At 62.1% G+C, this 22,770-nt stretch carries 20 protein-coding genes; 5 read left to right on the plus strand and 15 right to left on the minus strand.

Going from position 1 to position 22,770, the window contains the following annotated elements; all coding sequences use genetic code 11:
* The first annotated feature begins 46 nt into the window (after window positions 1-46).
* The 5 genes from BGO64_RS16545 to yacG all read left to right on the plus strand — a co-directional run bounded on the left by BGO64_RS16545 (window position 47) and on the right by yacG (window position 3,839).
* Window positions 47-1,288 (plus strand): type II secretion system F family protein, encoded by a 1,242-nt coding sequence (locus BGO64_RS16545; RefSeq protein ID WP_010675822.1) that lies wholly within the window; start codon window positions 47-49, stop codon window positions 1,286-1,288.
* A 77-nt stretch (window positions 1,289-1,365) separates the two neighbouring features.
* Window positions 1,366-2,241, plus strand: coding sequence for a prepilin peptidase (locus BGO64_RS16550; protein ID WP_286701035.1), 876 nt, complete (start codon window positions 1,366-1,368; stop codon window positions 2,239-2,241).
* An 18-nt stretch (window positions 2,242-2,259) separates the two neighbouring features.
* Complete coding sequence (coaE, locus tag BGO64_RS16555) at window positions 2,260-2,874, plus strand: dephospho-CoA kinase (RefSeq protein ID WP_286701036.1); 615 nt, start codon at window positions 2,260-2,262, stop codon at window positions 2,872-2,874.
* A gap of 37 nt (window positions 2,875-2,911) precedes the next feature.
* Window positions 2,912-3,634: a cell division protein ZapD gene (gene zapD, locus BGO64_RS16560; RefSeq protein WP_286701037.1), complete on the plus strand. Its 723-nt coding sequence runs from the start codon at window positions 2,912-2,914 to the stop codon at window positions 3,632-3,634.
* Between the two features lie 10 nt (window positions 3,635-3,644).
* Window positions 3,645-3,839, plus strand: a complete 195-nt coding sequence (gene yacG, locus BGO64_RS16565; protein ID WP_039040499.1) for a DNA gyrase inhibitor YacG — start codon at window positions 3,645-3,647, stop codon at window positions 3,837-3,839.
* A 57-nt stretch (window positions 3,840-3,896) separates the two neighbouring features.
* On the opposite strand, the gene mutT is transcribed toward yacG, so the two are convergent.
* The 15 genes from mutT to murE form a co-directional block, all read right to left on the minus strand.
* Entirely contained in the window at window positions 3,897-4,301 is a 405-nt protein-coding gene (gene mutT / locus BGO64_RS16570) for an 8-oxo-dGTP diphosphatase MutT (RefSeq protein WP_171864957.1), read from the minus strand.
* A gap of 8 nt (window positions 4,302-4,309) precedes the next feature.
* Complete coding sequence (locus BGO64_RS16575) at window positions 4,310-5,494, minus strand: tetratricopeptide repeat protein (RefSeq protein ID WP_286701038.1); 1,185 nt, start codon at window positions 5,492-5,494, stop codon at window positions 4,310-4,312.
* Between the two features lie 65 nt (window positions 5,495-5,559).
* Window positions 5,560-8,280 carry a preprotein translocase subunit SecA gene (gene secA / locus BGO64_RS16580; protein ID WP_041211791.1) on the minus strand — a complete coding sequence of 907 codons (2,721 nt, stop codon included), beginning with the start codon at window positions 8,278-8,280 and terminating at the stop codon, window positions 5,560-5,562.
* A 57-nt stretch (window positions 8,281-8,337) separates the two neighbouring features.
* Window positions 8,338-9,243: a M23 family metallopeptidase gene (locus BGO64_RS16585; protein ID WP_039040495.1), complete on the minus strand. Its 906-nt coding sequence runs from the start codon at window positions 9,241-9,243 to the stop codon at window positions 8,338-8,340.
* A 140-nt stretch (window positions 9,244-9,383) separates the two neighbouring features.
* Window positions 9,384-10,307, minus strand: coding sequence for a UDP-3-O-acyl-N-acetylglucosamine deacetylase (gene lpxC, locus BGO64_RS16590; protein WP_010675831.1), 924 nt, complete (start codon window positions 10,305-10,307; stop codon window positions 9,384-9,386).
* A 102-nt stretch (window positions 10,308-10,409) separates the two neighbouring features.
* Window positions 10,410-11,561, minus strand: a complete 1,152-nt coding sequence (ftsZ, locus tag BGO64_RS16595; RefSeq protein ID WP_005305686.1) for a cell division protein FtsZ — start codon at window positions 11,559-11,561, stop codon at window positions 10,410-10,412.
* A 39-nt stretch (window positions 11,562-11,600) separates the two neighbouring features.
* Entirely contained in the window at window positions 11,601-12,860 is a 1,260-nt protein-coding gene (gene ftsA / locus BGO64_RS16600; protein WP_010675832.1) for a cell division protein FtsA, read from the minus strand.
* Window positions 12,841-13,593: a cell division protein FtsQ/DivIB gene (locus BGO64_RS16605; protein ID WP_029314839.1), complete on the minus strand. Its 753-nt coding sequence runs from the start codon at window positions 13,591-13,593 to the stop codon at window positions 12,841-12,843. The genes ftsA and BGO64_RS16605 overlap by 20 nt, the downstream gene beginning before the upstream one ends.
* A gap of 97 nt (window positions 13,594-13,690) precedes the next feature.
* Window positions 13,691-15,145: a UDP-N-acetylmuramate--L-alanine ligase gene (gene murC, locus BGO64_RS16610; RefSeq protein ID WP_045522161.1), complete on the minus strand. Its 1,455-nt coding sequence runs from the start codon at window positions 15,143-15,145 to the stop codon at window positions 13,691-13,693.
* A gap of 110 nt (window positions 15,146-15,255) precedes the next feature.
* Complete coding sequence (gene murG, locus BGO64_RS16615; protein WP_010675835.1) at window positions 15,256-16,323, minus strand: undecaprenyldiphospho-muramoylpentapeptide beta-N-acetylglucosaminyltransferase; 1,068 nt, start codon at window positions 16,321-16,323, stop codon at window positions 15,256-15,258.
* Window positions 16,320-17,504, minus strand: a complete 1,185-nt coding sequence (gene ftsW, locus BGO64_RS16620; protein ID WP_010675836.1) for a cell division protein FtsW — start codon at window positions 17,502-17,504, stop codon at window positions 16,320-16,322. The genes murG and ftsW overlap by 4 nt, the downstream gene beginning before the upstream one ends.
* A complete protein-coding gene (gene murD, locus BGO64_RS16625; protein WP_041211794.1) occupies window positions 17,501-18,784 on the minus strand; it encodes a UDP-N-acetylmuramoyl-L-alanine--D-glutamate ligase in 1,284 nt (427 codons plus the stop codon). Before murD ends, ftsW begins: the two co-directional genes overlap by 4 nt.
* A gap of 3 nt (window positions 18,785-18,787) precedes the next feature.
* Window positions 18,788-19,870 (minus strand): phospho-N-acetylmuramoyl-pentapeptide-transferase, encoded by a 1,083-nt coding sequence (mraY, locus tag BGO64_RS16630; RefSeq protein ID WP_010675838.1) that lies wholly within the window; start codon window positions 19,868-19,870, stop codon window positions 18,788-18,790.
* A complete protein-coding gene (gene murF, locus BGO64_RS16635; RefSeq protein WP_042864853.1) occupies window positions 19,864-21,219 on the minus strand; it encodes a UDP-N-acetylmuramoyl-tripeptide--D-alanyl-D-alanine ligase in 1,356 nt (451 codons plus the stop codon). The genes mraY and murF overlap by 7 nt, the downstream gene beginning before the upstream one ends.
* A complete protein-coding gene (gene murE, locus BGO64_RS16640; RefSeq protein WP_286701039.1) occupies window positions 21,216-22,700 on the minus strand; it encodes a UDP-N-acetylmuramoyl-L-alanyl-D-glutamate--2,6-diaminopimelate ligase in 1,485 nt (494 codons plus the stop codon). The genes murF and murE overlap by 4 nt, the downstream gene beginning before the upstream one ends.
* Window positions 22,701-22,770: the final 70 nt, after the last annotated feature.

Genomic DNA, 22,770 nt, shown 5'->3' on the forward strand with positions numbered 1-22,770 from the left:
CAGGCAGCAGCATCCGGCCACCGTCGCCCAATTGCAGGATGCAGTGATGGCCACATTAGCTCAAAAACGCAACGCACCGAAAAAAGTCTTCTCCTACCGCTGGCACGGCGTCAACCGCAAGGGACAGAAGGTCTCCGGCGAGCTGCAAGCCGACAGCATCACCACCGTCAAGGCCGAGCTGCGCAAGCAGGGCGTCAACGTCACCAGGGTCAGCAAGCAGAGCCAGGGGCTCTTCTCCAAGGGCGGCGCCAAGATCAAGCCGATGGACATCGCCGTCATCTCCCGCCAGATCACTACCATGCTCTCCGCCGGCGTGCCTCTGGTGCAGAGTCTTCAGATCATTGCTCGCGGCCACGAGAAAGCGGCTGTGCGCGAGCTCATCGGCCAGATCGCCGCCGATGTGGAAACAGGCACCCCGCTCTCGGAGGCGTTGCGCCGCCATCCTCGCCACTTCGACGACCTCTATTGCGACCTGGTCGAAGCCGGGGAGCAATCCGGTGCCCTGGAGACTATCTACGACCGTATCGCCATCTACCGCGAGAAGAACGAAGCCCTCAAATCCAAGATCAAGAAGGCCATGTTCTATCCGTCCATGGTCATTCTGGTGGCCATCGTCGTCACCTCCATCCTGCTGCTCTTCGTCATTCCCCAGTTCGAGGATATCTTCAAGAGCTTCGGTGCCGAGCTGCCCGCCTTCACCCGGTTCGTCATCGCCATCTCCCGCTTTATGCAGGAGTGGTGGTACGCCATCTTTGGCGGCGCTGCTCTCGCCGTCTTCCTCTATGTGCGGGCCTGGCGAAAATCCCAGAAGGTCAGGGACAACACGGACAAGTTCATCCTCACCATTCCCGTGGTGGGCAACATACTGCACAAGGCGGCCATGGCCCGTTTTGCACGCACCCTCTCCACCACCTTCTCCGCCGGTATCCCGCTGGTGGATGCCCTGGTCTCGGCGGCCGGAGCATCGGGCAACTACGTCTATCGCACTGCGACCATGGCCATTCGCAACGAGGTGGTGGCCGGCATGCAGATCAACGTCGCCATGCGCACCGTGGATCTTTTCCCCGACATGGTGACCCAGATGGTGATGATCGGTGAGGAATCCGGCGCCATCGACGACATGCTCTCCAAGGTCGCCGCCATTTTCGAACAGGAGGTGGACGACATGGTCGACGGCCTCACCAGCCTGCTCGAACCCATCATCATGGTGGTGCTCGGGGTGCTGGTCGGCGGCATGGTAGTAGCCATGTACCTCCCCATTTTCAAGCTGGGCTCTGTGATACACTGACCCCCTCGACAGAGGGCCGGGCGGTGCATTTCCCCCGGCCATCTGTCATCCCCGTTCCCGACACAAGCGATTGATCTATGGTGCCTTTGATCGAACTGGCCCAGGGCTTGCCCTGGCTCTATCTCTCCTTGATTTTCCTTTTCTCCCTGATGGTGGGCAGCTTCCTGAACGTGGTGATCCATCGCCTGCCCATCATGATGGAGCGGGCCTGGCATGCCGAATACAGCGACTATTTCGGTGACGGTGAAGAGACTCCTCCTGCAACCGGACGATACAACCTCATGGTACCTCGCTCCCGCTGCCCCCACTGCGACCACCCCATAGGGGCGCTGGAGAACATTCCCCTGCTGAGCTGGCTATGGCTCAGGGGGCGCTGCCGCAACTGCCACGCCCCCATTTCGGCTCGCTATCCCCTGGTCGAGCTGCTCACCGCCCTGCTGTCTGTCTCGGTAGCAGCCGCGCTTGCCCCCGGCTGGGGCACCCTTGCCGCTTTGTTGCTCACCTGGACATTGGTCGCACTGACCTTCATCGACCTGGACAAGATGCTCTTGCCGGATCAGCTCACCCTGCCCCTGCTCTGGGGTGGCCTGCTGTTCAATCTGGCGGGCGGTTTCGTGCCCCTGGCCGATGGGGTGGTCGGCGCCATGGCGGGCTATCTGGTGCTCTGGAGCCTCTACTGGGCCTTCAAGCTGCTGACCGGCAAGGAAGGGATGGGCTATGGCGACTTCAAACTGCTGGCGGCACTGGGCGCCTGGCTCGGCTGGCAAGCCTTGCCCATCGTGCTGCTGCTCTCTTCGCTGGCGGGCACCATCATCGGCATCGGTCTCATCCTGCTGCGCAACCACCACCAGGGCAAACCCATTCCCTTTGGCCCTTATCTCGCCATCGCGGGCTGGATAACGCTGCTGTGGGGCGATAGCATCACCCGCTGGTATCTTGATGTCGTGCTCTAGCAAAAGGATCTCTGACCCATGTATGTAGTCGCAATCACAGGGGGAATCGGCAGCGGCAAGACCACGGTTGCCAACCGCTTTGCCGAGCTGGGCATCGAGGTGGTGGATGCGGACATCATCGCCCGCGAGGTAGTGGAGCCCGGCACCCCTGCTCTGGCTGCCATCGCCGCCCATTTTGGCCCGGATGTCGTTGCCCCCGATGGCCAGCTCGATCGCCGCCGGCTGCGAGAGCGGATCTTCACCGACTCGCAGGCTAAGGAGTGGCTCAATGCCCTGCTCCATCCCCTCATCCGCAGCGAGATGCTGCGCCAGTGTGCGGCAACCCGCTCCCCCTACTGCCTGCTGGTCGTCCCCTTGCTGGTGGAAAACAGGCTCACTTCCCTCGCCGATAGGGTACTGGTGATCGATGTGGACGAAGCGACGCAAATCGAGCGTACCTGCCACCGCGATGGCGTCAGTCGGGAACAGGCCCAGGCGATACTGGCGTCCCAGGCGAGCCGCAGCGAGCGCCTGGCGATGGCCGACGACGTCCTGGACAACCAGAGTGGTACGAGTGAGACCATCGGGCAGCGAATTTTCGCCCTGCACCAGACATATCTGGCATTTGCCTCTCAACAAGCCCACCAACTGTGAGTACACTAGGCCGGTTTATGGCTGGCCAGGATTAGGCATGATTTACGATTTCCCCCTCAATGAAAAAAGCCGGACCTATCTTCGTCTGGAGTCCCTGTTTTCCCAGATCCGCGACAATCTGGAGAGTGACCAGTCCTGGGCACATATCGCCTTCTTCAAGGGGTTGTTCGATTTGCAGGAGTTGCTGGAGCGTGGTGACCTGCGTGCCGATCTCATCAAGGATCTGGAGCGCCTCGGCCAACGCCTGAGCCACTGGGCCAGTCTGCCTGACGTCGATCTCGAGCAGATCCAGCGGATGCAGCAGGAGAGTACCCAGCTCTCCCGCAACCTGCTGAACTCCCCGCGCCCCGGCGCCCGTCTGAAAGAGGATCGCCTGCTCGGCTCCATTCGTCAGCGCTTCTCCATTCCGGGTGGTCTGTGCGCCTTCGATGTGCCGCAACTGCACCACTGGCTGGCGACCCCGGCCGTCACCCGCCACCAGCAGATGCAGCAATGGCTGAGTGACATCACCCTGCTGATGAACGCCATCTCCCTGTTGCTGTGCCTGTGGCGCGAGTCAGGCAACTTCAGCGACCAGGTGGCCACCAACGGCTTCTTCCAGGATACCGCCGAAGGGGCTGAACTGATCCGCATCCGTCTGGCGGGCACCCAGCCCTGCTATCCGACCCTGAGCGGCCACAAGAACCGCTTCGCCCTGCGCTTCCTGCCGACGACGGAACAGCAGATAGGCGACGTTTCCTTCCAGCTCGCCTGTTGTTGAGGAGCGCCCCATGGTGACCAAGGTAAAGTGCCCGACCTGTCAGAGCGAGATCGAATGGGGCCCGCAGAGCCCGTTTCGCCCCTTCTGCAGCAAGCGCTGCCAGCTGATCGACCTCGGCGAGTGGGCGGATGAACAGAAGCGCATCCCGGGCGAGATCAACCCGGATCTGCTGCCCGACCCGGAACAGGGCGATCCCTGGCAATAAACACTTCACGATCAAAAAAGGGCCCTCAGGCCCTTTTTCGTTGGTATCGATTCCCTTTCAGGCTAGCGAGGCCTGCAACCGCGCGACGATGGGGCCGTTGGCATCCGGGAAGCGGTATTCGTGCAGCGAGGCCAGTGGCACCCAGCGGCACTCCTGTCCCTCCTTGCCAAAGGGCTCGCCGTGGAAGCGGGTCACCTTCCAGATATCCAGCAAGACCTGCTTGTCGGGGTAATCGTGGTGCAGCTCCATGAAGGGGGCACAATCCTGCACCCGGATCCCGATCTCTTCCCACAATTCCCTGTCCAGCGCGGTGAGCAGATCCTCCCCCGACTCCACCTTGCCACCGGGAAACTCCCAGCGATCCCCCTGATGGCGATCGGCTGAGCGTTTGGCGATGAAGATATCGCCCCGTTCGTTCTCGATGACGCCCACCGCCACCCAGATCCGTTTCTTCTGTTCCATCATTGTCCTCAGCGTAAACACGGCAAACGGGCGATCCAGGGGGCAAGCCGAATGGCCTGCTGATCCCCCCGGGCCCTGAAGAGATCCTGCCCGACATGCTCATTACCCGGCGGCGCAACCTGCGGCCAGGGCAGTGCACCGGGCGGAGTGAAACAACGATCGTGTACCCGCGCGCTCTGGCGCAGATAGCGCCATAAACAGTCTCGCAAGAACCACTGGTCGATGTTCGGTGTTTCCATGGTACTAGACTGATAGCTCGCCATCAGCGGCGCAAGGGGAGGCAGCACACCGGCCACACCGCCCCACATGCCGGCCAGCACCAGATCGGTGTGGCTCCACCAGTCACGCATGATATGGAACCAGCGCCCCGATGCAAGCCAGTCATCGACCGCCAGCCGCTCCCGCAGATTCAGCACGGAGTCCGCATCGCGCACAAGAAAGCGCCCCACTCCGGGATCATTGGCGACCTGGAAGCGCCAGCAGAGGCGCTGACGCTGGGATTGGCCATCGGGCTGCACCTTTATCTCGGCGCCATGTTCTTGCAGGCAGGCCAGAAACCCCTGAGGGACACTGCCATCCACATAAAAACGCACCCGCCAGCCCGGATAGAGGTAAGCTGCGGCCAGCACATTGTCGAGCGCTCCCCGCAAATAGCGGGGCTGTGCTCCCCACAAGGAGAAGGCGATGACTGCCTGCTTCTCCCCCTGCTCCGCGAGCCAGTCATCCGGCCCCTCTGCCGGCAGCACCCACCCCGCGACAGGCTGCGAGACGGCCTCATCCTTGAGAGTCAGGGCACGGGTTCCCGCTTGTGCCGCTTCTTCATGGCGTCCTAGCTTGGCAAGGGAAGTGCAAAGCCCGTCATGGACCAGATAATCACCCGGCTCGCGCCGCACCAGTTCGACCAGGTGCGTCACGGCCCGCTCATGTTGTTCGGAGCGCGAGAGGCAGACACAGAGATTGCGCAGCACCTCAGTGTTATCGGGCGCGGACCGGTACGCCAGCGTCAGCACCTGGGCCGCCGAGGCGGGATCGCCGGACAAAAAGAGGTAATAGGCAAACTGCAGTTGCAGGGGAACAGATTTGTTCGTCTCTGCGTTCAGCCTGCTCAGCACACAACGGATCGCCTCCTGGCGCTTCTCCTGCAGCCAGTGCCCATGTGCCTCCCCATCCCATCCCGCCGGCAATCTGCTCATCGTCCCCTCCTTGGTCCGAAAATGAATACACCGCCCGGAGGCGGTGTATTCATCATGGCAGGGTGTCAGGTCAGCTGACCGTGACAGTGCTTGTATTTTTTACCCGAACCACAGGGGCAGGGATCGTTGCGCCCGATCTTCTGCTCGTCGCGCACGAAGGTGGTATGGCCCTCGGCCCCACCCGTATCCTCGTCAGCCAGCTGGTTTTCGGCCGTGGCATGGGTGTAGGTACGAGGAGCGGCTTCGGCCTGCTGGCGCTGCTGCTCTTCCATCGCCTCCACATCCCGCTCCTGCACCTGTACCCGGCTCAGGATGCTGACCACGTCGCGCTTGAGGGTCTCCAGCATCTGGGTGAACAGATCGAAGGATTCGCGCTTGTACTCCTGCTTGGGGTTCTTCTGGGCGTAGCCGCGCAGATGGATGCCCTGGCGCAGGTGATCCATGGCCGCCAGGTGCTCCTTCCACAGACCATCCAGCGTTTGCAGCATCACCGCCTTCTCGAAGTTGCGCAGCACCTCCTTGCCGACCAGCTCTTCCTTGTGGGCATAGAGCTTGGTGGCTTCATCCAGGATACGTTCGCGCAGCTTCTCTTCATACAGCTTGTCGTCTTCCGCCAGCCACTGCTGCAGCGGCAGATCCAGGGCGAAATCGGACTTTAGACGCGCTTCCAGACCCGGCACGTCCCACATCTCTTCCAGGGACTGGGGCGGGATGTACTCGTCGATGATGGCGCCGTAGACGTCGTCACGGATGACGTGAATGGTCTCGGAGATGTCGTTGGTGTCCAGCAGTTCGTTGCGCTGCTCGTAGACCACCTTGCGCTGATCGTTGGCCACGTCGTCGAACTCGAGCAGGTTTTTACGGATGTCGAAGTTGCGACCTTCCACCTTGCGCTGGGCATTCTCGATGGCCTTGGTCACCCAGGGATGCTCGATGGCCTCGCCCTCTTCCATACCCAGCTTCTTCATCATGCCGGTCACGCGGTCGGAGGCGAAGATCCGCATCAGGGTATCTTCCATGGAGAGGTAGAAGCGGGAGGAACCCGGATCACCCTGACGACCGGAACGGCCGCGCAGCTGGTTGTCGATACGGCGGGATTCGTGACGCTCGGTACCGATGATGTGCAGGCCACCGGCCGCCAGTACTTCGTCATGACGCACCTGCCAGGCCGCTTTCAGCTCGGCAATCTGCTCGCTTGACGGGTTTTCCAGCTGGGCGATCTCCGCCTGCCAGTTGCCGCCCAGCACGATGTCGGTACCACGACCGGCCATGTTGGTGGCGATGGTGACGGCGCCGGTCTGGCCGGCCTGGGCGACGATCTCCGCTTCCATGGCATGGAACTTGGCGTTCAGTACCTTGTGCGGGATATTTTCCTTGGTCAGGATGCCGGAGAGCAGCTCGGAGTTCTCGATGGAGACGGTACCGACCAGCACGGGCTGGCCGCGCTTCACGCACTCGCGGATGTCCTGCACGATGGCCGCGTATTTCTCCTGGGCGGTCAGGTAGACGAGATCACCCATGTCTTTGCGCACCATCGGCTTGTTGGTCGGAATGACCACGGTATCCAGGCCATAGATCTGCTGGAATTCAAAGGCTTCGGTATCCGCAGTACCGGTCATGCCTGCCAGCTTGTCGTACAGACGGAAGTAGTTCTGGAAGGTGATGGAGGCCAGGGTCTGGTTCTCGTTCTGGATCTTGACCCCTTCCTTCGCCTCGACCGCCTGGTGCAGACCGTCTGACCAGCGACGACCCGGCATGGTGCGGCCGGTGTGCTCGTCGACGATGACGATCTCGTCTTTCTGGACGATATAGTCGACGTTGCGCTCGAACAGGGTGTGTGCGCGCAGGCCGGCATTGACGTGATGCAGCAGGCTGATATTGGTGGCGGAGAACAGGGAGTCATCCTCGGCCAGCAGTCCCTCTTTCTTGAGCAGCTCTTCCACGAAGATCTGGCCGTTTTCGGTCAGCAGCGCCTGGCGGTTCTTCTCGTCTACCGTGTAGTGGCCGTCGCCGGTGTACTCCTCGGAGTCTTCCTTGTCCTGCTTGACCAGCAGCGGGATCAACTTGTTGATCTGGGTGTACATGGCGGAGCTGTCTTCCGCCGGACCGGAGATGATGAGCGGGGTGCGGGCTTCATCGATGAGCACCGAATCCACCTCATCCACCAGCGCGTAGTTGAGCGGACGCTGTACGCGCTGCTCCGGCGAGAATGCCATGTTGTCGCGCAGGTAGTCGAAACCGAATTCGTTGTTGGTACCGTAGGTGATGTCGGCAGCGTAGGCATCGCGCTTCTGGGACGCATCCATGCCGGGCACGTTGCAGTCCACCGTCATGCCGAGGAAGGCGAACAGCGGGCGGTTGGCTTCCGCATCACGCTTGGCCAGATAGTCGTTCACCGTCACGACGTGCACACCGCGGCCGGTCAGGGCGTTCAGGTAGGCCGGCAGGGTGGCCGTCAGGGTTTTACCTTCACCTGTCTTCATTTCGGCAATGCGGTTGGAGTTCAGCACCATGCCGCCGATCAGCTGGACGTCGAAGTGACGCATGCCGAACACACGGCGGGAGGCTTCACGGACGGTGGCGAACGCTTCCGGCAGCAACTGCTCCAATGTTTCGCCCTGCTCCAGACGCTGACGGTACTCGGCGGTCTTCGCCTGCAGTTCCTGATCGGACAGTGCCTCAAATTGAGGCTCCATCGCATTGATTTGTTTTACAATTTTGCGCAAAGCCTTGAGCGTTCTGTCGTTCCGGCTGCCGATAATCTTGGTGAGCAGTGTGCTAATCATGGGTACCAACTGTTTTGGTTATATAAGCGTTCCGTCACTGGAACCTGAAGAAAAAACCTAACCCCGTCTGGCATTCAGAAAGCGCGCGGGGTTGACCTGACGACCATCTTTCAACACTTCGTAATGCAAATGAACTCCGGTTGCACGACCGGTTCGCCCCATCAGGGCAATCTTCTGGCCCTCATCGACCAGGGTGCCCACATCCACCAGTAACTTGGAATTGTGGGCATAGCGGGTGACCAGGCCATTGCCATGGTCAATCTCCACCATGTTGCCAAACTCCGGATGGCGCCCCGCCCAGCTGACAATCCCCTTGCCTGTCGCCAGGATGGGGGTGCCGGGCCTGCCGCGGAAATCCACCCCTTTGTGCATCTTGGCGCGACCGTTGAACGGATCGACCCGCCCACCGAAACCGGAGGAGATCCAGACACGCTCCTGCTTGACCGGTGAGCCGGGGATGAAACCCGCATCGGTGATATGGTGGTTCATGATGAAGGATTCAAGTACCGACAGCTGTTCTTCGCGGCTGCTGAGCTGGCGGCTGAGGTGTTCCATGGAATCTTGCAGTTCACCCAGGCTGACTTCCAGGTCTGCATCGTAGGAAGGGCCGCCCATCGGGGGCAGCTCCTTGAAGTTGAACTCCTCGGGATCGAGGTCCGCCTTCTCGGTCAGGCGCTCGCCGAGGGCGTTGAGGCGACCAAGTTGTCCCTGCATGGTGCCCACCTGGGCGGCCAGCATGGCAAGCTGTTCGCGGGCTTCATCGGCCCCTTGCGTGGATTTTTGCTGCTGCGCCAGGGTCAGCGCCACTTCCAGCGCCTCCATTTTCTGCTGCCAGCTCTGCCAGAGCCAGCCGCCCCCCAAGGCCAATACAGTGAAGAGAATACCGCCGACCCAGGCCAGACGTTGTTTGGGTAAGTGCAACCTGCGGCGCTGCTTACCGTGGAGGATCAGGGTAATGCTCATAGAAATCTGTCTTCTCGGTCAGGTGAGGCCAAGGGCCTTCACGGGCAATAAAACCGGGAGATAATCGGTATTAAAGGATGGAATAAACAAATGACAGGACGTCGGTGCGGAGAGATGACCGACGTCCTGTTGCACAGCTATCAGGCCAGAACCAGACCGTTGTCGTAGTAAGCGATAGGCGCTTTGTCGCCCTCACCCTCGAAGGTCACCAGTTCCCAGGCCTCCTGCTGGGCCAGCAGGGCACGCAGCAGCTTGTTGTTCAGGGCATGGCCCGTCTTGTAGGCACGGAATTCACCGATGATACTGCGATTGCACATGTACAGATCGCCGATGGCATCCAGCATCTTGTGCTTCACGAACTCGTCTTCGTAGCGCAGACCATCTTCGTTCAGCACCCGGTAGTCATCCAGCACCACGGCGTTTTCCAGGCTGCCGCCCAGTGCCAGGTTCTGGGAACGCAGGTACTCGATGTCACGCATGAAGCCGAAGGTACGGGCACGGCTGATCTCTTTCACGAAGGAGCTGCCGGAGAAGTCCAGCACGCAACGCTGGTTGCGGCCTTCAAACACCGGATGCTGGAAATCGATCTCGAGATCCATCTTGAAGCCGTTGCGGTAGGGGTGGAATTCCGCCCACTTGTCGCCGTCTTCAACCCGGATGCTCTGCTTGATCCGCACGAACTGCTTGGGTGCGTTCTGTTCACGAATACCCACTTCCTGCAGCAGATAGATGAACGGATGCGCACTGCCGTCCATTACCGGGATCTCGGGGGCATCAACCTCGACATAGAGGTTGTCGATGCCCATCCCGGCCAGAGCGGCAGACAGGTGTTCGATGGTCGACACGCGAACACCGGCTTCGTTCACCAGAGCGGTACAAAGCACGGTATCACGCACCTGATCGGCGTTGGCTGGCAGCGCGACCACAGGATTCAGATCGGTACGCAAGTAAACGATCCCTGTGTTAACAGGCGCCGGACGGAACGTCATAGTGACTTTCCGGCCCGAATGCAGGCCCACACCGGTGGCCTGGACACTCGTTTTCAAGGTTCTTTGTCTAATCATGGGCGTATCCGCTTTAACAGCTCAAATTCCTGACCAGATGGTCGTTGCCGGGCCATCTTAGCACAATCCTTAAGCAACAAACAAACCAGAGCCATCAGAGGCTTAGTCTGCCTGCTTGCGCAGGAACGCAGGAATATCGAGATAATCCGGTTCGCGACGAGCTTGCGGCTCGGCGTTCACCACCTTGGCCGGGGCCTCTTCCATCACGCGAGACTGCAGGGCTTCGCTGATCAGGGGCTGACGAGCCGGACGCTCTTGAACCATGTTGTTCTTGACCAGAGTGATGTCGGGCTTGCGCTCGGCACCGATACCGGTCGCCACTACGGTAACGCGCAGTTCGTCGTGCATTTCCGGGTCGATTACGGTACCCACCACCACGGTGGCGTTCTCGGACGCGAAGGCCTTGACCGCGTTACCCACGGTCTCGAACTCTTCGATGGTCATGTCCATGCCGGCAGTGATGTTGACCAGGATGCCGCGGGCACCGGCCAGATCCACATCTTCCAGCAGCGGGCTGGAGATGGCCTTCTCGGCCGCTTCTTCGGCACGGTCGTCACCGGAGGCGGAGCCGGTACCCATCATGGCGGTACCCATCTCGCGCATCACGGTCCGCACGTCCGCGAAGTCGACGTTGATGAGGCCCGGGCGGGTGATCAGTTCGGCGATGCCTTGCACCGCACCCAGCAGCACGTCGTTGGCCGCCTTGAAGGCGTCCAGCAGGGAGATGCCGCGACCCAGTACCTTCAGCAACTTGTCGTTGGGGATGGTGATCAGGGAGTCGACGTTCTTGGAGAGCTCTTCGATGCCGTGAGCGGCGAAGCCCATCCGCTTCTTCCCTTCGAAGGAGAACGGTTTGGTCACGACGGCAACGGTCAGGATACCCATCTCGCGGGCCACTTCGGCCACGATCGGGGCAGCACCTGTACCAGTACCACCACCCATGCCGGCAGCGATGAACACCATGTCGGAACCGGTCAGCAGCTCGCGCAGCGCTTCCCTGTCTTCCATGGCGGCGTCACGACCCACTTCCGGGTTGGCCCCGGCACCCAAACCCTTGGTGATGCCACCGCCGATCTGCAAGGTGGTATTGGCACTGGAGTTGCGCAGTGCCTGGGCGTCGGTGTTCACGGTGATGAACTCGACACCTTCGATGTTTTGACGAACCATGTGCTCGACTGCGTTGCCGCCGCCGCCACCCACACCTATCACCTTGATGACGGCTTCGTCAGTGTGGCTATCCATAAATTCAAACATGTTGTCTCTCCGCTTTATTTGCCTGACTCAGCAAAATCTTTAGAACTCGCCACGCAACCAGTTGCTGACCCGTTTGACCAGCCCACCTACGCTTGCCTTGGCGGCATATTCCTTGTTACTGCCGGTGGATTGGTTGGTGCGGCCGTACTGCAACAACCCGACCGCAGTCGAGTACACCGGTGCCTGTACGTAATCACTCAATCCCCGGATATTCATGGGCTCGCCCACCCGGACCTGGCTCTGGAAGATCTGCTCTGCGCACTCCACAATGCCTTCGATCTGGGCCGCGCCACCGGTCAAGACCACACCGGCGGCCAGCTGATGCTTGACCCCCTGTGCCTTCAATTCGCTCTGCACCCGCACCAGCTCGTCATTCACCATGGAGAGCAACTCGGTGTAACGGGGTTCAATCACTTCCGCCAGTGTCTGCCGTTGCAGGCTGCGCGCCGGGCGACCGCCGACACTGGGCACTTCGATATTGTCTTCCTTGCTGACCAGGCGGCCGAGGGCGCAGCCGTAGCGCACCTTGATCGCCTCCGCATCCAGCGGCGGCGTGCCGAAGGCATAGGCGATGTCGCTGGTCACCGTGCTGCCCGCATAGGGAATCACCTTGGTGTGACGCAGGGCACCGCCGGTAAAGAGCGACATGTCCATGGTGCCACCACCGATGTCCACCACGCAGACACCCAGCTCCTTCTCGTCTTCGGTCAGCACGGCGTAGCTGGAGGCCAGGGCGGAGAAGATCAGCTGATCCACCCGCAGACCCACCTTCTCCACACACTTCTCGATGTTGCGCGCCATGTCGTTGTGGCAGGTGATGAGATGCACCTTGGCTGCCATCCGCACGCCGGAGAGGCCGACCGGGTTCTTGATCCCTTCCTGATAGTCGATGGCGAACTCCTGGGGCAGCACGTGCAGCACCCGGAGCTCGTCAGACAACCGCACCGACTTGGCGGTGTGGATGACGTTGTCCACATCCTCCTGGGTCACCTCTTCGTCGGAGATGGGCACCATGCCGGTCTCGTTGCGGCAATCGATGTGCTTGCCGGACAGCCCCAGATAGACGGAACTGATCTGGCAGTCTGCCATCATCTCGGCCTCTTCCACCGCGCGGCGCAGGGACTTGACCACGGAGTCGAGGTCATTGACCCCGCCCTTCTCCATCCCGCGAGAAGCGTGGCTGCCCATGCCGATGACATTGAGTTCGCCATCGGGCAATACTTCGCCAACCAGTACCGCCACCTTGGTCGTGCCGATATCCAGTCCGACAATCAAATTTCTATCTGCGGTGTTGGTCATTCACTTTCTCTTCGCTTTTCTTCCAGCCAACTGCCATCCCGGTGTCGTATCGAAGATCCACGTAAGCAACCCGCTCACGGGGCTCGATGACCGGAAAGGCATCGATAAACCGCTGCAGACGAAGCGCGATATCCGAGCGCCCCACAAACAGCTGAATGTTGCCATCCAGGGTCAGTTCCCAGGCATGGCGGGGGGTCAGATTCACCCCCAGCAACTTGTATCCCTTGGCCGCCAGCAGCGTTTCGTACTGATGGCTGGCTTCCAGCACCTTGGCGGCCTGATCATCGGGCCCGGACAACTGCATCAGGGGCTTCTTCACCCTGTCCGGGGCACTGAATACCTCACCCTTGGTGTTGACGAAGCGGTTACCGTTCCAGCGAGCCGCCACATCCTGTTCCGTGAGATAGACCTTGATCTTGTTCGGCCACTTCTTTCGTACCGAGACCTGGGCCACCCAGGGCAGAGCGTTCAGACGCGCCTGCAATTCGTTCACATCCAGCTCGAAGAAGTTGCGAAGTTCGGCACCATCCAGCACGGCAGCACGCAACTCATCGGCCTTCAAATATTCGTGTTGCCCCTGCAGCAACAGCTCGCTCATGGGCAACCGACTGGCATCCGTCAGCCAGTCTTTAACATCCAGCGCAGTCTGGTAGAGCCCCCACATGACCAGGATGAAAAATGCCACCCCGGCGATGAAGCCCCCCTTGGTGCGCCCTTGTGCCCTTGCCTCCACCCGATCGATCCCCGTAAAACGCGCCATGCCGGCCACTTGCAGACCGGTTCGCCATTATATAGGCCTCGGCTTGGCGGTCAAAATACTCATTGGGCCCTCAGGCACCGGATTTCATGCTATCCACGCTCAATTTCATCTCGCCGAGACGACGGGCCAGCGCACCGACGTTACCCGCCCCCTGGGTCAATACCAGATCCCCCTCGCCAATCAGGTCGGCCAGCACCGCGGGCACATCGTCCGGCGTTGCGACAAAGATGGGCTCCAGGGTGCCGCGGGAGCGGATGGAACGGCACAAGGCACGGCCATCGGCACCGGGAATGGGCTCCTCACCGGCGGCATAGACCTCCAGCATCACCAGCACGTCCACCTTGGAAAGCACATCCGCGAAATCTTCGTAGAGATCCCGGGTCCGGCTGTAGCGGTGCGGCTGGAACACCATCACCAGCCGCTTCTCGGGCCAGCCGGCGCGAGCGGCGTTGATGGTCACCTTCACTTCGCTCGGGTGATGACCGTAATCGTCCACCAGCATGGCCTTGCCACGGCCGGTTTCAAACTCGCCATATTGCTGGAAGCGGCGCCCCACCCCTTCAAACTTGGAAAGTGCCTGGATGATGGCCTCGTCGCCGATGCCGTCTTCGGTTGCCACCGCAATGGCGGCGGCGGCGTTGAGGGCGTTGTGGATGCCCGGCAGATTCAGGGTCACCTCCAGCTCACCCGCCCCTGCACGGCGCACCCGGAAACGGCTGCGATTGCTGGTCTGCACGAAGTCCAGCACCTGCACATCGGCATCATCGCTCAGACCGTAGGTGAGGGTGGGACGGGCGATCTCCGGCAGCATGGCGCGGATCACCGGGTCATCCACGCACACCACAGCCAGGCCGTAGAACGGCAGGTTGTGCAGGAAATCGATGAAGGTGGCCTTCAACCTGGAGAAATCGCCACCATAGGTGTCCATGTGATCCGCTTCGATATTGGTCACGATGGAGACCATGGGTTGCAGATGCAGGAAGGAGGCGTCGCTCTCGTCCGCCTCGGCAATCAGATAACGGCTGCTGCCCAGGCGGGCATTGGTGCCGGCGCTGTTGAGCAGACCGCCGATGACGAAGGTGGGGTCGCGATCCGCCTCGGCATAGATGCTCGCCACCAGACTGGTGGTGGTGGTCTTGCCGTGGGTCCCAGCGATGGCGATGCCGTGACGGAAGCGCATCAGTTCCGCCAGCATTTCGGCGCGGCGCACCACGGGAATACGCAGCTCGCGGGCAGCCAGCAGCTCGGGGTTGTCCTGCTTGATGGCGGTGGAAACCACCACCACGCTGGCACCGTCCACATGCTCGGCACTGTGACCGACAAAGATGTGTGCGCCCAAAGAGGCCAGGCGTTCAGTCACCCCGTTGCGGGCAAGATCCGAGCCGGTCACCTGATACCCTTCATTGGCAAGCACTTCCGCAATACCGCCCATACCGGCGCCACCGATGCCGATGAAGTGGATGCGACGCACGCGGCGCATTTCGGGGATAACGGTACGCAGTTTTGCCAGTTCAACCTTGGTCATAGTTCTTTCTCAATTCGCGGCCACAGGCCATTTTCATTCGGCGACATTCATCAGTTCGAAGACAGAAGCGGGGCCTTGGCGGCACATCTTGGCCTTCCATCTCGTTTGGCTCAGCCGGTGGCGAGCCGTTTGCACTCATCGGCAACCCGTTCGGCGGCATCGATGATGGCGACCCGGCGCGCGGCCTGGGCCATGTTCAACAGGGTTTCCCTGCGCCCGGCGAGCCAGGAGAGGCGCGACGCCAGCGCCGCCGGCGTCAGCTCTGACTGGGGCAGGAACTCGGCCGCACCGCCGTCGACCAGGGTCAGGGCGTTGCGGGTCTGGTGATCGTCCACCGCATGGGGCAGGGGCACGAAGATGGCGGCCACACCGGCGGCGGCCACTTCGGAGACGGTCAATGCGCCGGCGCGGCACACTACCAGGTCCGCCCAGGCATAGGCATCCGCCATGTCCTTGATAAATTCACTCACCTCGGCCTCGACCCCCAGCCCGGCATAGGAGGCAGCCACGGCCTCCCCGTTGCCCTTGCCGCACTGGTGACGCACCTCGATGGGCACACCGGCAGCTGCAACCGCAGGAGGCACCTGCTCGTTGAGGACCCGGGCCCCCAGGCTGCCACCGACCACAAGCAGGCGCAGAGGATCGCTGCTGCTGCGCAGTTGGGGATCCGGCAGCGCCACCACCTCGGGGCGCACCGGGTTGCCCACCACGGCGGTGCGGGCATTGGGGGCGAAGGCACCGGGGAAGGCCATCAGTACCCGCCTGGCGATACGGGCCAGCAGCTTGTTGGTCAGGCCGGCGGCGGCATTCTGCTCGTGCAGCAGCAGCGGAATGCCCGACAGCCAGGCGGCCACGCCACCCGGGCCGGAGGCGAAGCCCCCCATGCCCAGCACCACATCGGGCTGGATGGTCTTGAGCACCTGGCGGGCCTGCAGCACGGATTTGATGACACGGTAGGGCGCCGCGAGCAGACGCTTGATGCCGTTGCCACGCACCCCCTGGATGTCGATGAAGGAGATGGGATAACCATGGGCAGGCACCAGCTCCGCCTCCATCCGGTCGGCAGTGCCGAGCCAGTGGATGGTCCAGCCCTGGGCCTTGAGGCGATCGGCGACGGCCAGGCCGGGGAACACATGGCCCCCGGTACCACCCGCCATCACCAGTAACGTCTTGCTCACGCAACCTCCCGCACGCGCGCCTGGGCACTCGCCTGGCGCAACTCGAAATCGATACGAATCAACATGCTCACCGCCACCATCATGATGATGAGACTGGAGCCGCCATAACTGACCAGCGGCAGGGTCAGCCCCTTGGTAGGCATCATGCCGCTGGCGGCACCGACGTTGACGAAAGTCTGGAAACTGAACCAGATGCCGATGCCGATGGCCAGATAACCTTCATAGAGCCGCTCGGCCACCAGCGCCTGGTGACCCAGCTTGAGCGCCTTCACCGCCAGCGCAAAAATCAGGAAGAGTGCGCCAAGCACCCCCACGTAGCCCAGCTCTTCGCCCAGAATGGCGAACACGAAGTCGGTGTGGGCTTCCGGCAGGTACTCCATCTTCTGGATGGAGTTGCCGAGCCCCTCGCCAAACCAGCTCCCCCGACCAAAGGCCATCAGGGACTGGGTCAGCTGATAGCCGCTGCCGAAGGGATCTGCCCAGGGGTCGAGGAAAGAGGTCACCCGCCGCATCCGGTAGGGCTCCGCGATGATCAGGGTCACCACGGCGCTCACCCCCACCAGGATGAGACCGATGAACTGCACCAGCCGGGCACCGGCCAGGAACAGCATCCCGAGGGAGGTGACGAACATCACCACCACTGACCCGAGATCCGGCTGGGCCAGCAGCAGGATGGCCACCACGAACAGCACCGCCATGGGTTTCATGAAACCGATGAAGCGTTCGCGCACCTCACTCTGGCGGCGCACCAGATAGCCCGCCAGATAGACGAACAGCGCCAGCTTGCCGAACTCAGCCGGCTGCAAGTTGAAGGGGCCAAGCGGCAGCCAGCGTACCGAACCGTTGACGCTGCGGCCCACCAGCAACACCATCACCAGCAGCACGATGGCCAGCAACAACATGGGGCCGTTGTAGTGCTGCCAGCGTGCCATGGGTACCTGCAACACGAACCAGGAGATACCCAGCGCCATCACCAGGAACATGCCGTGGCGCTTCACGAACATGAAGGGATCGTTGTTGATGGCGATCCCCTCAGGAATGGAAGCTGACGCCACTATCACCAGCCCGACGCCCATCAGGGCGAGAGCCAGTACCACCAGCTGCCGATCGTAGAGACCGGCGGGGCGCGCCGGTAGCAACCAGCGCTGCAAGAATCCCGCAACCACGCGCAGGGCGTTCATAAGCCCATCACCAGTTCGGTGAAGCGATCGCCGCGCGCTTCAAAGGATTTGAACTGATCCAGGCTCGCACAGGCCGGCGCCAGCAGCACCCAGTCACCGGGCCTGGCATCGACCGCCGCCTTGGCGACAGCAGCGTCAAGATCGGCAACCCGCTCGGTCTGTTCGCCCAGGGCCAGCAGCACCTCGGCATCCTGACCAAAGCAGTACATGTGATCGATCTGGCTGCCGAGCAGCGCCTGCACCGGGCCGAAGTCCTGCCCCTTGCCCTGGCCACCGGCCAGCAGCAGCAGGCGGCCCTTTACCGCTTCACGCACCCCGGCCACGGCGGCCAGGGTCGCCCCCACGTTGGTGGCCTTGGAGTCGTTGATCCAGCGCACCCCATTTACCTCCCGCACGAAGCGGGCACGGTGAGGCAGGCCTTCAAAGCGGCGCAGCACGGCAAGTTGTGCCTCGCGAGGAATACCCACCGCATCGCACAGGGCCATGGCGGCCAGCGCGTTGGCCTGGTTGTGGGCACCCACTATCTTCATCTCGTCCACCGCCAGGAGCGGCTCGCCGTGCAAAGTCAGCCAGTGACGGCCCTCCAGCTCGCAGCGACCGTAGCCGTTGCAGTCGAGGCCGAAACTCTGCCAAACCTGACCCACATCGGGCAGGGTCTGGGGATCGTCGCGATTGATCAGGATGTGCTGGGAGTGCTGATGGATCTCCATCTTGGCGGCGCGGTAATCCGCCATGCCGGCATAGCGATCCATATGATCTTCACTGAGGTTCAAGACCACGGAGGCGGCGGCCCGCAGGCTGTAGGTGGTCTCGAGCTGGAAGCTGGAGAGCTCCAGCACGCAGAGATCCATGGGCTGCTTGAGGAGCGACAGCGCCGGGGTGCCGATATTGCCCCCCACACCGACCTTGAGCCCCGCCTCGGCGATCATCTCACCCACTAGCGTGGTGACCGTGCTCTTGCCGTTGGAACCGGTGATGGCGATGACGGGCGTCTGGGTTTCACGCACGAACAGTTCGATGTCACCGACGATGCGCACCCCGAACTCGGCGGCGGCCTTCAACTCCGGGGTCGCCAGGGCGATGCCCGGGCTCGCCACTATCATGTGCGCCTGCTTGAGCCGCTCCGCGTCCAGCCCGTGGATGAGCTCCACCTCGGGGGGCAGCTCGTCCTTGCCCGGCGGATTGGCACGGGTGTCCATCACCAGCGGCGTGACGCCGCGGTCGAGGAAGTAATCGACGCAGGAGAGTCCGGTTTTGCCGAGTCCGATGATGATGACCATGGCTTACCTCACCTTCAGGGTGGCGAGGCCAAGCAGCACCAGCATGAGGGTGATGATCCAGAAGCGCACGATGACGCGCGGCTCCGGCCAGCCCTTCTTCTCATAGTGGTGATGGATGGGGGCCATGCGGAAGATCCGCACGCCGCGCAGTTTGTAGGATCCGACCTGCAGGATCACCGAGACGGTCTCCATCACGAAGACGCCCCCCATGATCACCAGCAGGAACTCCTGGCGCACCAGCACGGCTATGGTACCGAGCGCGCCGCCCAGGGCCAGGGAACCCACGTCCCCCATGAAGACCTGGGCCGGGTAGGTGTTGAACCAGAGGAAACCCAGACCCGCGCCCACGATGGCGGTACAGACGATCACCAGTTCGGAGGTGTAGGGCACGTAGGGAATGTGCAGGTAGTTCGCGAAGTTGACGTTGCCGGTCGCCCAGGCGATCAGGGCGAAGCCCCCCGCCACCATCACGGTGGGCATGATGGCGAGGCCATCCAGGCCATCGGTCAGGTTGACCGCGTTGGAAGTACCGACGATGACGAAGTAGGTCAGCAGGATGAACATCAGGCCGAGCTGGGGCATCACATCCTTGAGGAAGGGGACCACCAGCTGGGTCTGACCATCGTGGGTGGCCGTGGCGTAGAGGAAGACTGCCACACCCAGCGCGACCGCGGACTGCCAGAAGTACTTCCAGCGGGCGATGAGGCCGTCGGTGTTCTTGCGCACCACCTTGAGATAGTCATCGGCAAAACCGATGGCGCCATAGGCCCCCAGCACGAACAGCACCAGCCAGACATAGGGGTTGTCGAGGCGGCACCAGAGCAGCACAGAAGTGAAAATGGCTGCAATGATCATCAGGCCGCCCATGGTCGGGGTGCCCTTCTTGCTGAGATGGGATTCGGGACCGTCGTTGCGGATCACCTGGCCGAACTTCATGATCTGCAGGCGACGGATGAGGCGCGGCCCCATCCAGAGCGCCACCACCAGACCGGTGATGATCGACAGGATGGCGCGAAACGTCAGGTAGGAGAAGACGTTGAAGAAGGTGAAGTGCGGGGTGAGCAGTTCCGCCAGCCAGACTAGCATGTGGCTGACTCCTGATGGCCCTTGACCATCTCGACGATATCTTCCATGCGGGAGCCACGGGCGCCCTTGACCAGAATCGAAATTTCCTGATGTGTCTTTATCATTTGCGCAAGCACTTCAAACAACGACGCCTTGTTATCGAAATGTCGGCCAGCCGCGGCATCTGCGGTGTGGCGACTCTGTTCCCCTACGGTCAGCACGGCATCGAGGCCCTGCTCACGGGCGTGGTGTCCGACCCGGGCATGCTGCGCGGCGGACTCCTCACCCAACTCTTTCATGTCACCGAATACCAGCACCTTGTAGCCGTTCATGGCGGTCAGGGCATCGATACCCGCCAGCACGGACTCCACGCTGGCGTTGTAGGTGTCATCCACCAGGGTGAGGCCACCCCAGCGTTGCACGCAGAAACGGCCCTTGACCGGCGCCATCTGCTCCAGCCCCGCCTTGACGGACGCAAGCGATGCACCCAGGGCCAGGGTCCCGGCGGCAGCAGCCAGGGCGTTGGCCACGTTGTGGCGGCCCGGAATGGCCAGGGTCAGGTTCACCTCTCCCTGGGGCGTCACCATCACGAACCCGGCACAACCCTGCTCGTTGAGCACGATGTCGCGGGCGTGGAACGGCTGACGCTGATCCTCGAGGGAGAAGGCGCAGTGGATGCCCTTTTCACGCCACTTCGGCCAGAACTCGTTGTCGGCATTGACGATGGCGGTGCCGCCCTCGCCTAACCCTTCGAAGATTTCGCTCTTGGCATGGAACACCCCTTCCAGGGAGCCAAAGCCTTCCAGGTGCGCGGCAGCGACGTTGTTGATGATGGCGGCGTCGGGTCTGGCGAGCGACGTGGTCCAGGCGATCTCGCCCGGGTGGTTGGCTCCCAGCTCCATCACCGCGAACTGGTGTTGCGGCTCGAGGCGCAGCAGGGTCAGCGGCACCCCCACCTCGTTGTTGAAGTTGCCGGCGGTGGCCAGCACCTCCCCTTCACAACGCAGGATGGCCGTCGCCATCTCCTTCACCGTGGTTTTGCCACAGCTGCCGGTGATGGCGAGCACTTTCGGATTGATGCGCTCGCGCACCAGCCTGCCCAGACGCCCAAGCCCCTTGAGGGTGTCGCCCACCACCAGTTGTGGAATGGCCAGCGGCAATTCGCGCTCCACCAGCAGGGCACTGGCGCCGGCGGCAACCGCCTGGTCGCAGAAATCGTGGGCGTCGAAACGCTCGCCGCGCAGGGCCACGAACAGCGCCCCCGCGCCCAGGGTACGGGTGTCGGTGCTGACCGCCGTGATCTCATGGTCGCCCCCGATCAGACGGGCATCGAGCACCTGCGCCAGGTCGGCAAGCCTGAGGGTCATCATTTGAATGACTCCATTAATGTGTGCAAGGCGGCTGCGACGGTTTCCCGATCGCTGTAGTGCCGCTTGTCGGTTCCAATGATCTGATAATCCTCGTGGCCTTTGCCGGCCACCAGGATGATGTCCTCTTTGCTCGCTTGACTCAGTGCCAGCTGGATTGCCTTGGTCCTGTCGTGCTCAATCTGCACGGCGCCGGGATCGCGAAGACCCGCCACCATGTCGGCCATGATCCGGGCCGGCTCCTCGGTACGGGGATTGTCGTCGGTCAGGATCACGCAGTCCGCATGCTGCTCCGCCATGGCAGCCATCATGGGACGCTTGCCGCGATCCCTGTCGCCGCCGCATCCCACCAGGCACCAGAGCCGGCCGTGACAGTGCACCCGCAGGGCCTGCAATGCCTTCTCCAGCGCATCCGGGGTGTGGGCGTAATCGACCACGGCGAGCGGCGCATCGCCACCGCCGAAGCACTCCATGCGACCGGTCACCGGTTGCAGTCTGGGGGCCGTCGCCAGCAGGTCATCGAAGTCGTAGCCGAGCACCAGCATGGCGCCCATGGCGCCCAGCACGTTGCTGACGTTGAAGCGGCCGAGCAAGGGGGCGGATAATACACCATTCCCCCAGCTGGAGTTAATGCGCGTATCAAAACCTTGTTGGTGGAAATGGGGATCCTGCGCCGTCAGTTGTCGTCCGGCATGGTTTTCAATCGGACCATGAACCCCGAAGGCCACCGCACCGGGATAGGTCGCCAACCATTGCCGTCCCAGATGGTCATCGGCGTTGATGACGGCGCAAGGCTCATCCACCAGCTTCAGCAGCTCCTCCTTGGCGGCGGCATAGGCCTCCATGGTGCCGTGATAGTCCAGATGATCCCGGCTCAGGTTGGTGAAGACTACCGCGGCAAACGGCAGGGCCGCCACGCGATGCTGCACCAGACCGTGGCTGGAGACCTCCATCGCCACCAGATCGGCCCCCTGCTGCTGCAAGGCGGCCAGATTGGCCTGCACCTGGACCGCGCTGCCCGTGGTGTTCTCTGCTTCGATGAGCTCGCCAAACAGACCGTTGCCTATGGTGCCCATGACCCCGGCCTTGCCCCCCAGCAGGGTGCGCCAGTTGGCCACCAGCAGGGCCGTGGTGCTTTTGCCGTTGGTGCCCGTGATGCCCACCAGTTGCAGCTTTTGCGCAGGGTGACCGTAGAAATGACCGGCCAGCTCGGAGAGACGAGCGGGAAGATCCCTCATGCCGATGCAGGGGATCTGGGTCGCCGGAGGGACGAATTCTCCGTCCTCCTCAAACAGCACGGCGGTCGCTCCCTGAGCCACCGCCTGTTCGATGAAGCGCCTGCCATCCACCTGATGGCCACGAATCGCCACGAAGAGCGAGCCGGGACCGACCCGCCGGCTGTCGAGCTGGAGATCGGTGAGGGAAAGCGCCGGGGCATCGATGCCGAAGCGGCTCATCAGTTGATCAAGTGTGCGGGGCGGCATGGGAAGCCTCCGAAAATGCGGGGATGCGGGCGCTCGTACACGCCATGGAAAATGCCCCGACAGCAGCGGG

The sequence above is a fragment of the Aeromonas sp. 62-46 genome, from assembly GCF_001898585.1.
Lineage (GTDB): Bacteria > Pseudomonadota > Gammaproteobacteria > Enterobacterales > Aeromonadaceae > Aeromonas > Aeromonas caviae.

Coding starts and splice junctions, on each gene's coding strand:
- BGO64_RS16545 (WP_010675822.1), top strand. CDS start 47: ATGGCCACATTAGCTCAAAAACGCAACGCACCGAAAAAAGTCTTCTCC.
- zapD (WP_286701037.1), top strand. CDS start 2,912: ATGATTTACGATTTCCCCCTCAATGAAAAAAGCCGGACCTATCTTCGT.
- BGO64_RS16575 (WP_286701038.1), bottom strand. CDS start 5,494: ATGAGCAGATTGCCGGCGGGATGGGATGGGGAGGCACATGGGCACTGG.
- murE (WP_286701039.1), bottom strand. CDS start 22,700: ATGCCGCCCCGCACACTTGATCAACTGATGAGCCGCTTCGGCATCGAT.
- mraY (WP_010675838.1), bottom strand. CDS start 19,870: ATGCTAGTCTGGCTGGCGGAACTGCTCACCCCGCACTTCACCTTCTTC.
- lpxC (WP_010675831.1), bottom strand. CDS start 10,307: ATGATTAGACAAAGAACCTTGAAAACGAGTGTCCAGGCCACCGGTGTG.
- mutT (WP_171864957.1), bottom strand. CDS start 4,301: ATGGAACAGAAGAAACGGATCTGGGTGGCGGTGGGCGTCATCGAGAAC.
- yacG (WP_039040499.1), top strand. CDS start 3,645: ATGGTGACCAAGGTAAAGTGCCCGACCTGTCAGAGCGAGATCGAATGG.
- murD (WP_041211794.1), bottom strand. CDS start 18,784: ATGGTCATCATCATCGGACTCGGCAAAACCGGACTCTCCTGCGTCGAT.
- BGO64_RS16550 (WP_286701035.1), top strand. CDS start 1,366: ATGGTGCCTTTGATCGAACTGGCCCAGGGCTTGCCCTGGCTCTATCTC.
- secA (WP_041211791.1), bottom strand. CDS start 8,280: ATGATTAGCACACTGCTCACCAAGATTATCGGCAGCCGGAACGACAGA.
- BGO64_RS16585 (WP_039040495.1), bottom strand. CDS start 9,243: ATGAGCATTACCCTGATCCTCCACGGTAAGCAGCGCCGCAGGTTGCAC.
- ftsW (WP_010675836.1), bottom strand. CDS start 17,504: ATGAACGCCCTGCGCGTGGTTGCGGGATTCTTGCAGCGCTGGTTGCTA.
- ftsZ (WP_005305686.1), bottom strand. CDS start 11,561: ATGTTTGAATTTATGGATAGCCACACTGACGAAGCCGTCATCAAGGTG.
- coaE (WP_286701036.1), top strand. CDS start 2,260: ATGTATGTAGTCGCAATCACAGGGGGAATCGGCAGCGGCAAGACCACG.
- murF (WP_042864853.1), bottom strand. CDS start 21,219: ATGATGACCCTCAGGCTTGCCGACCTGGCGCAGGTGCTCGATGCCCGT.
- murC (WP_045522161.1), bottom strand. CDS start 15,145: ATGACCAAGGTTGAACTGGCAAAACTGCGTACCGTTATCCCCGAAATG.
- ftsA (WP_010675832.1), bottom strand. CDS start 12,860: ATGACCAACACCGCAGATAGAAATTTGATTGTCGGACTGGATATCGGC.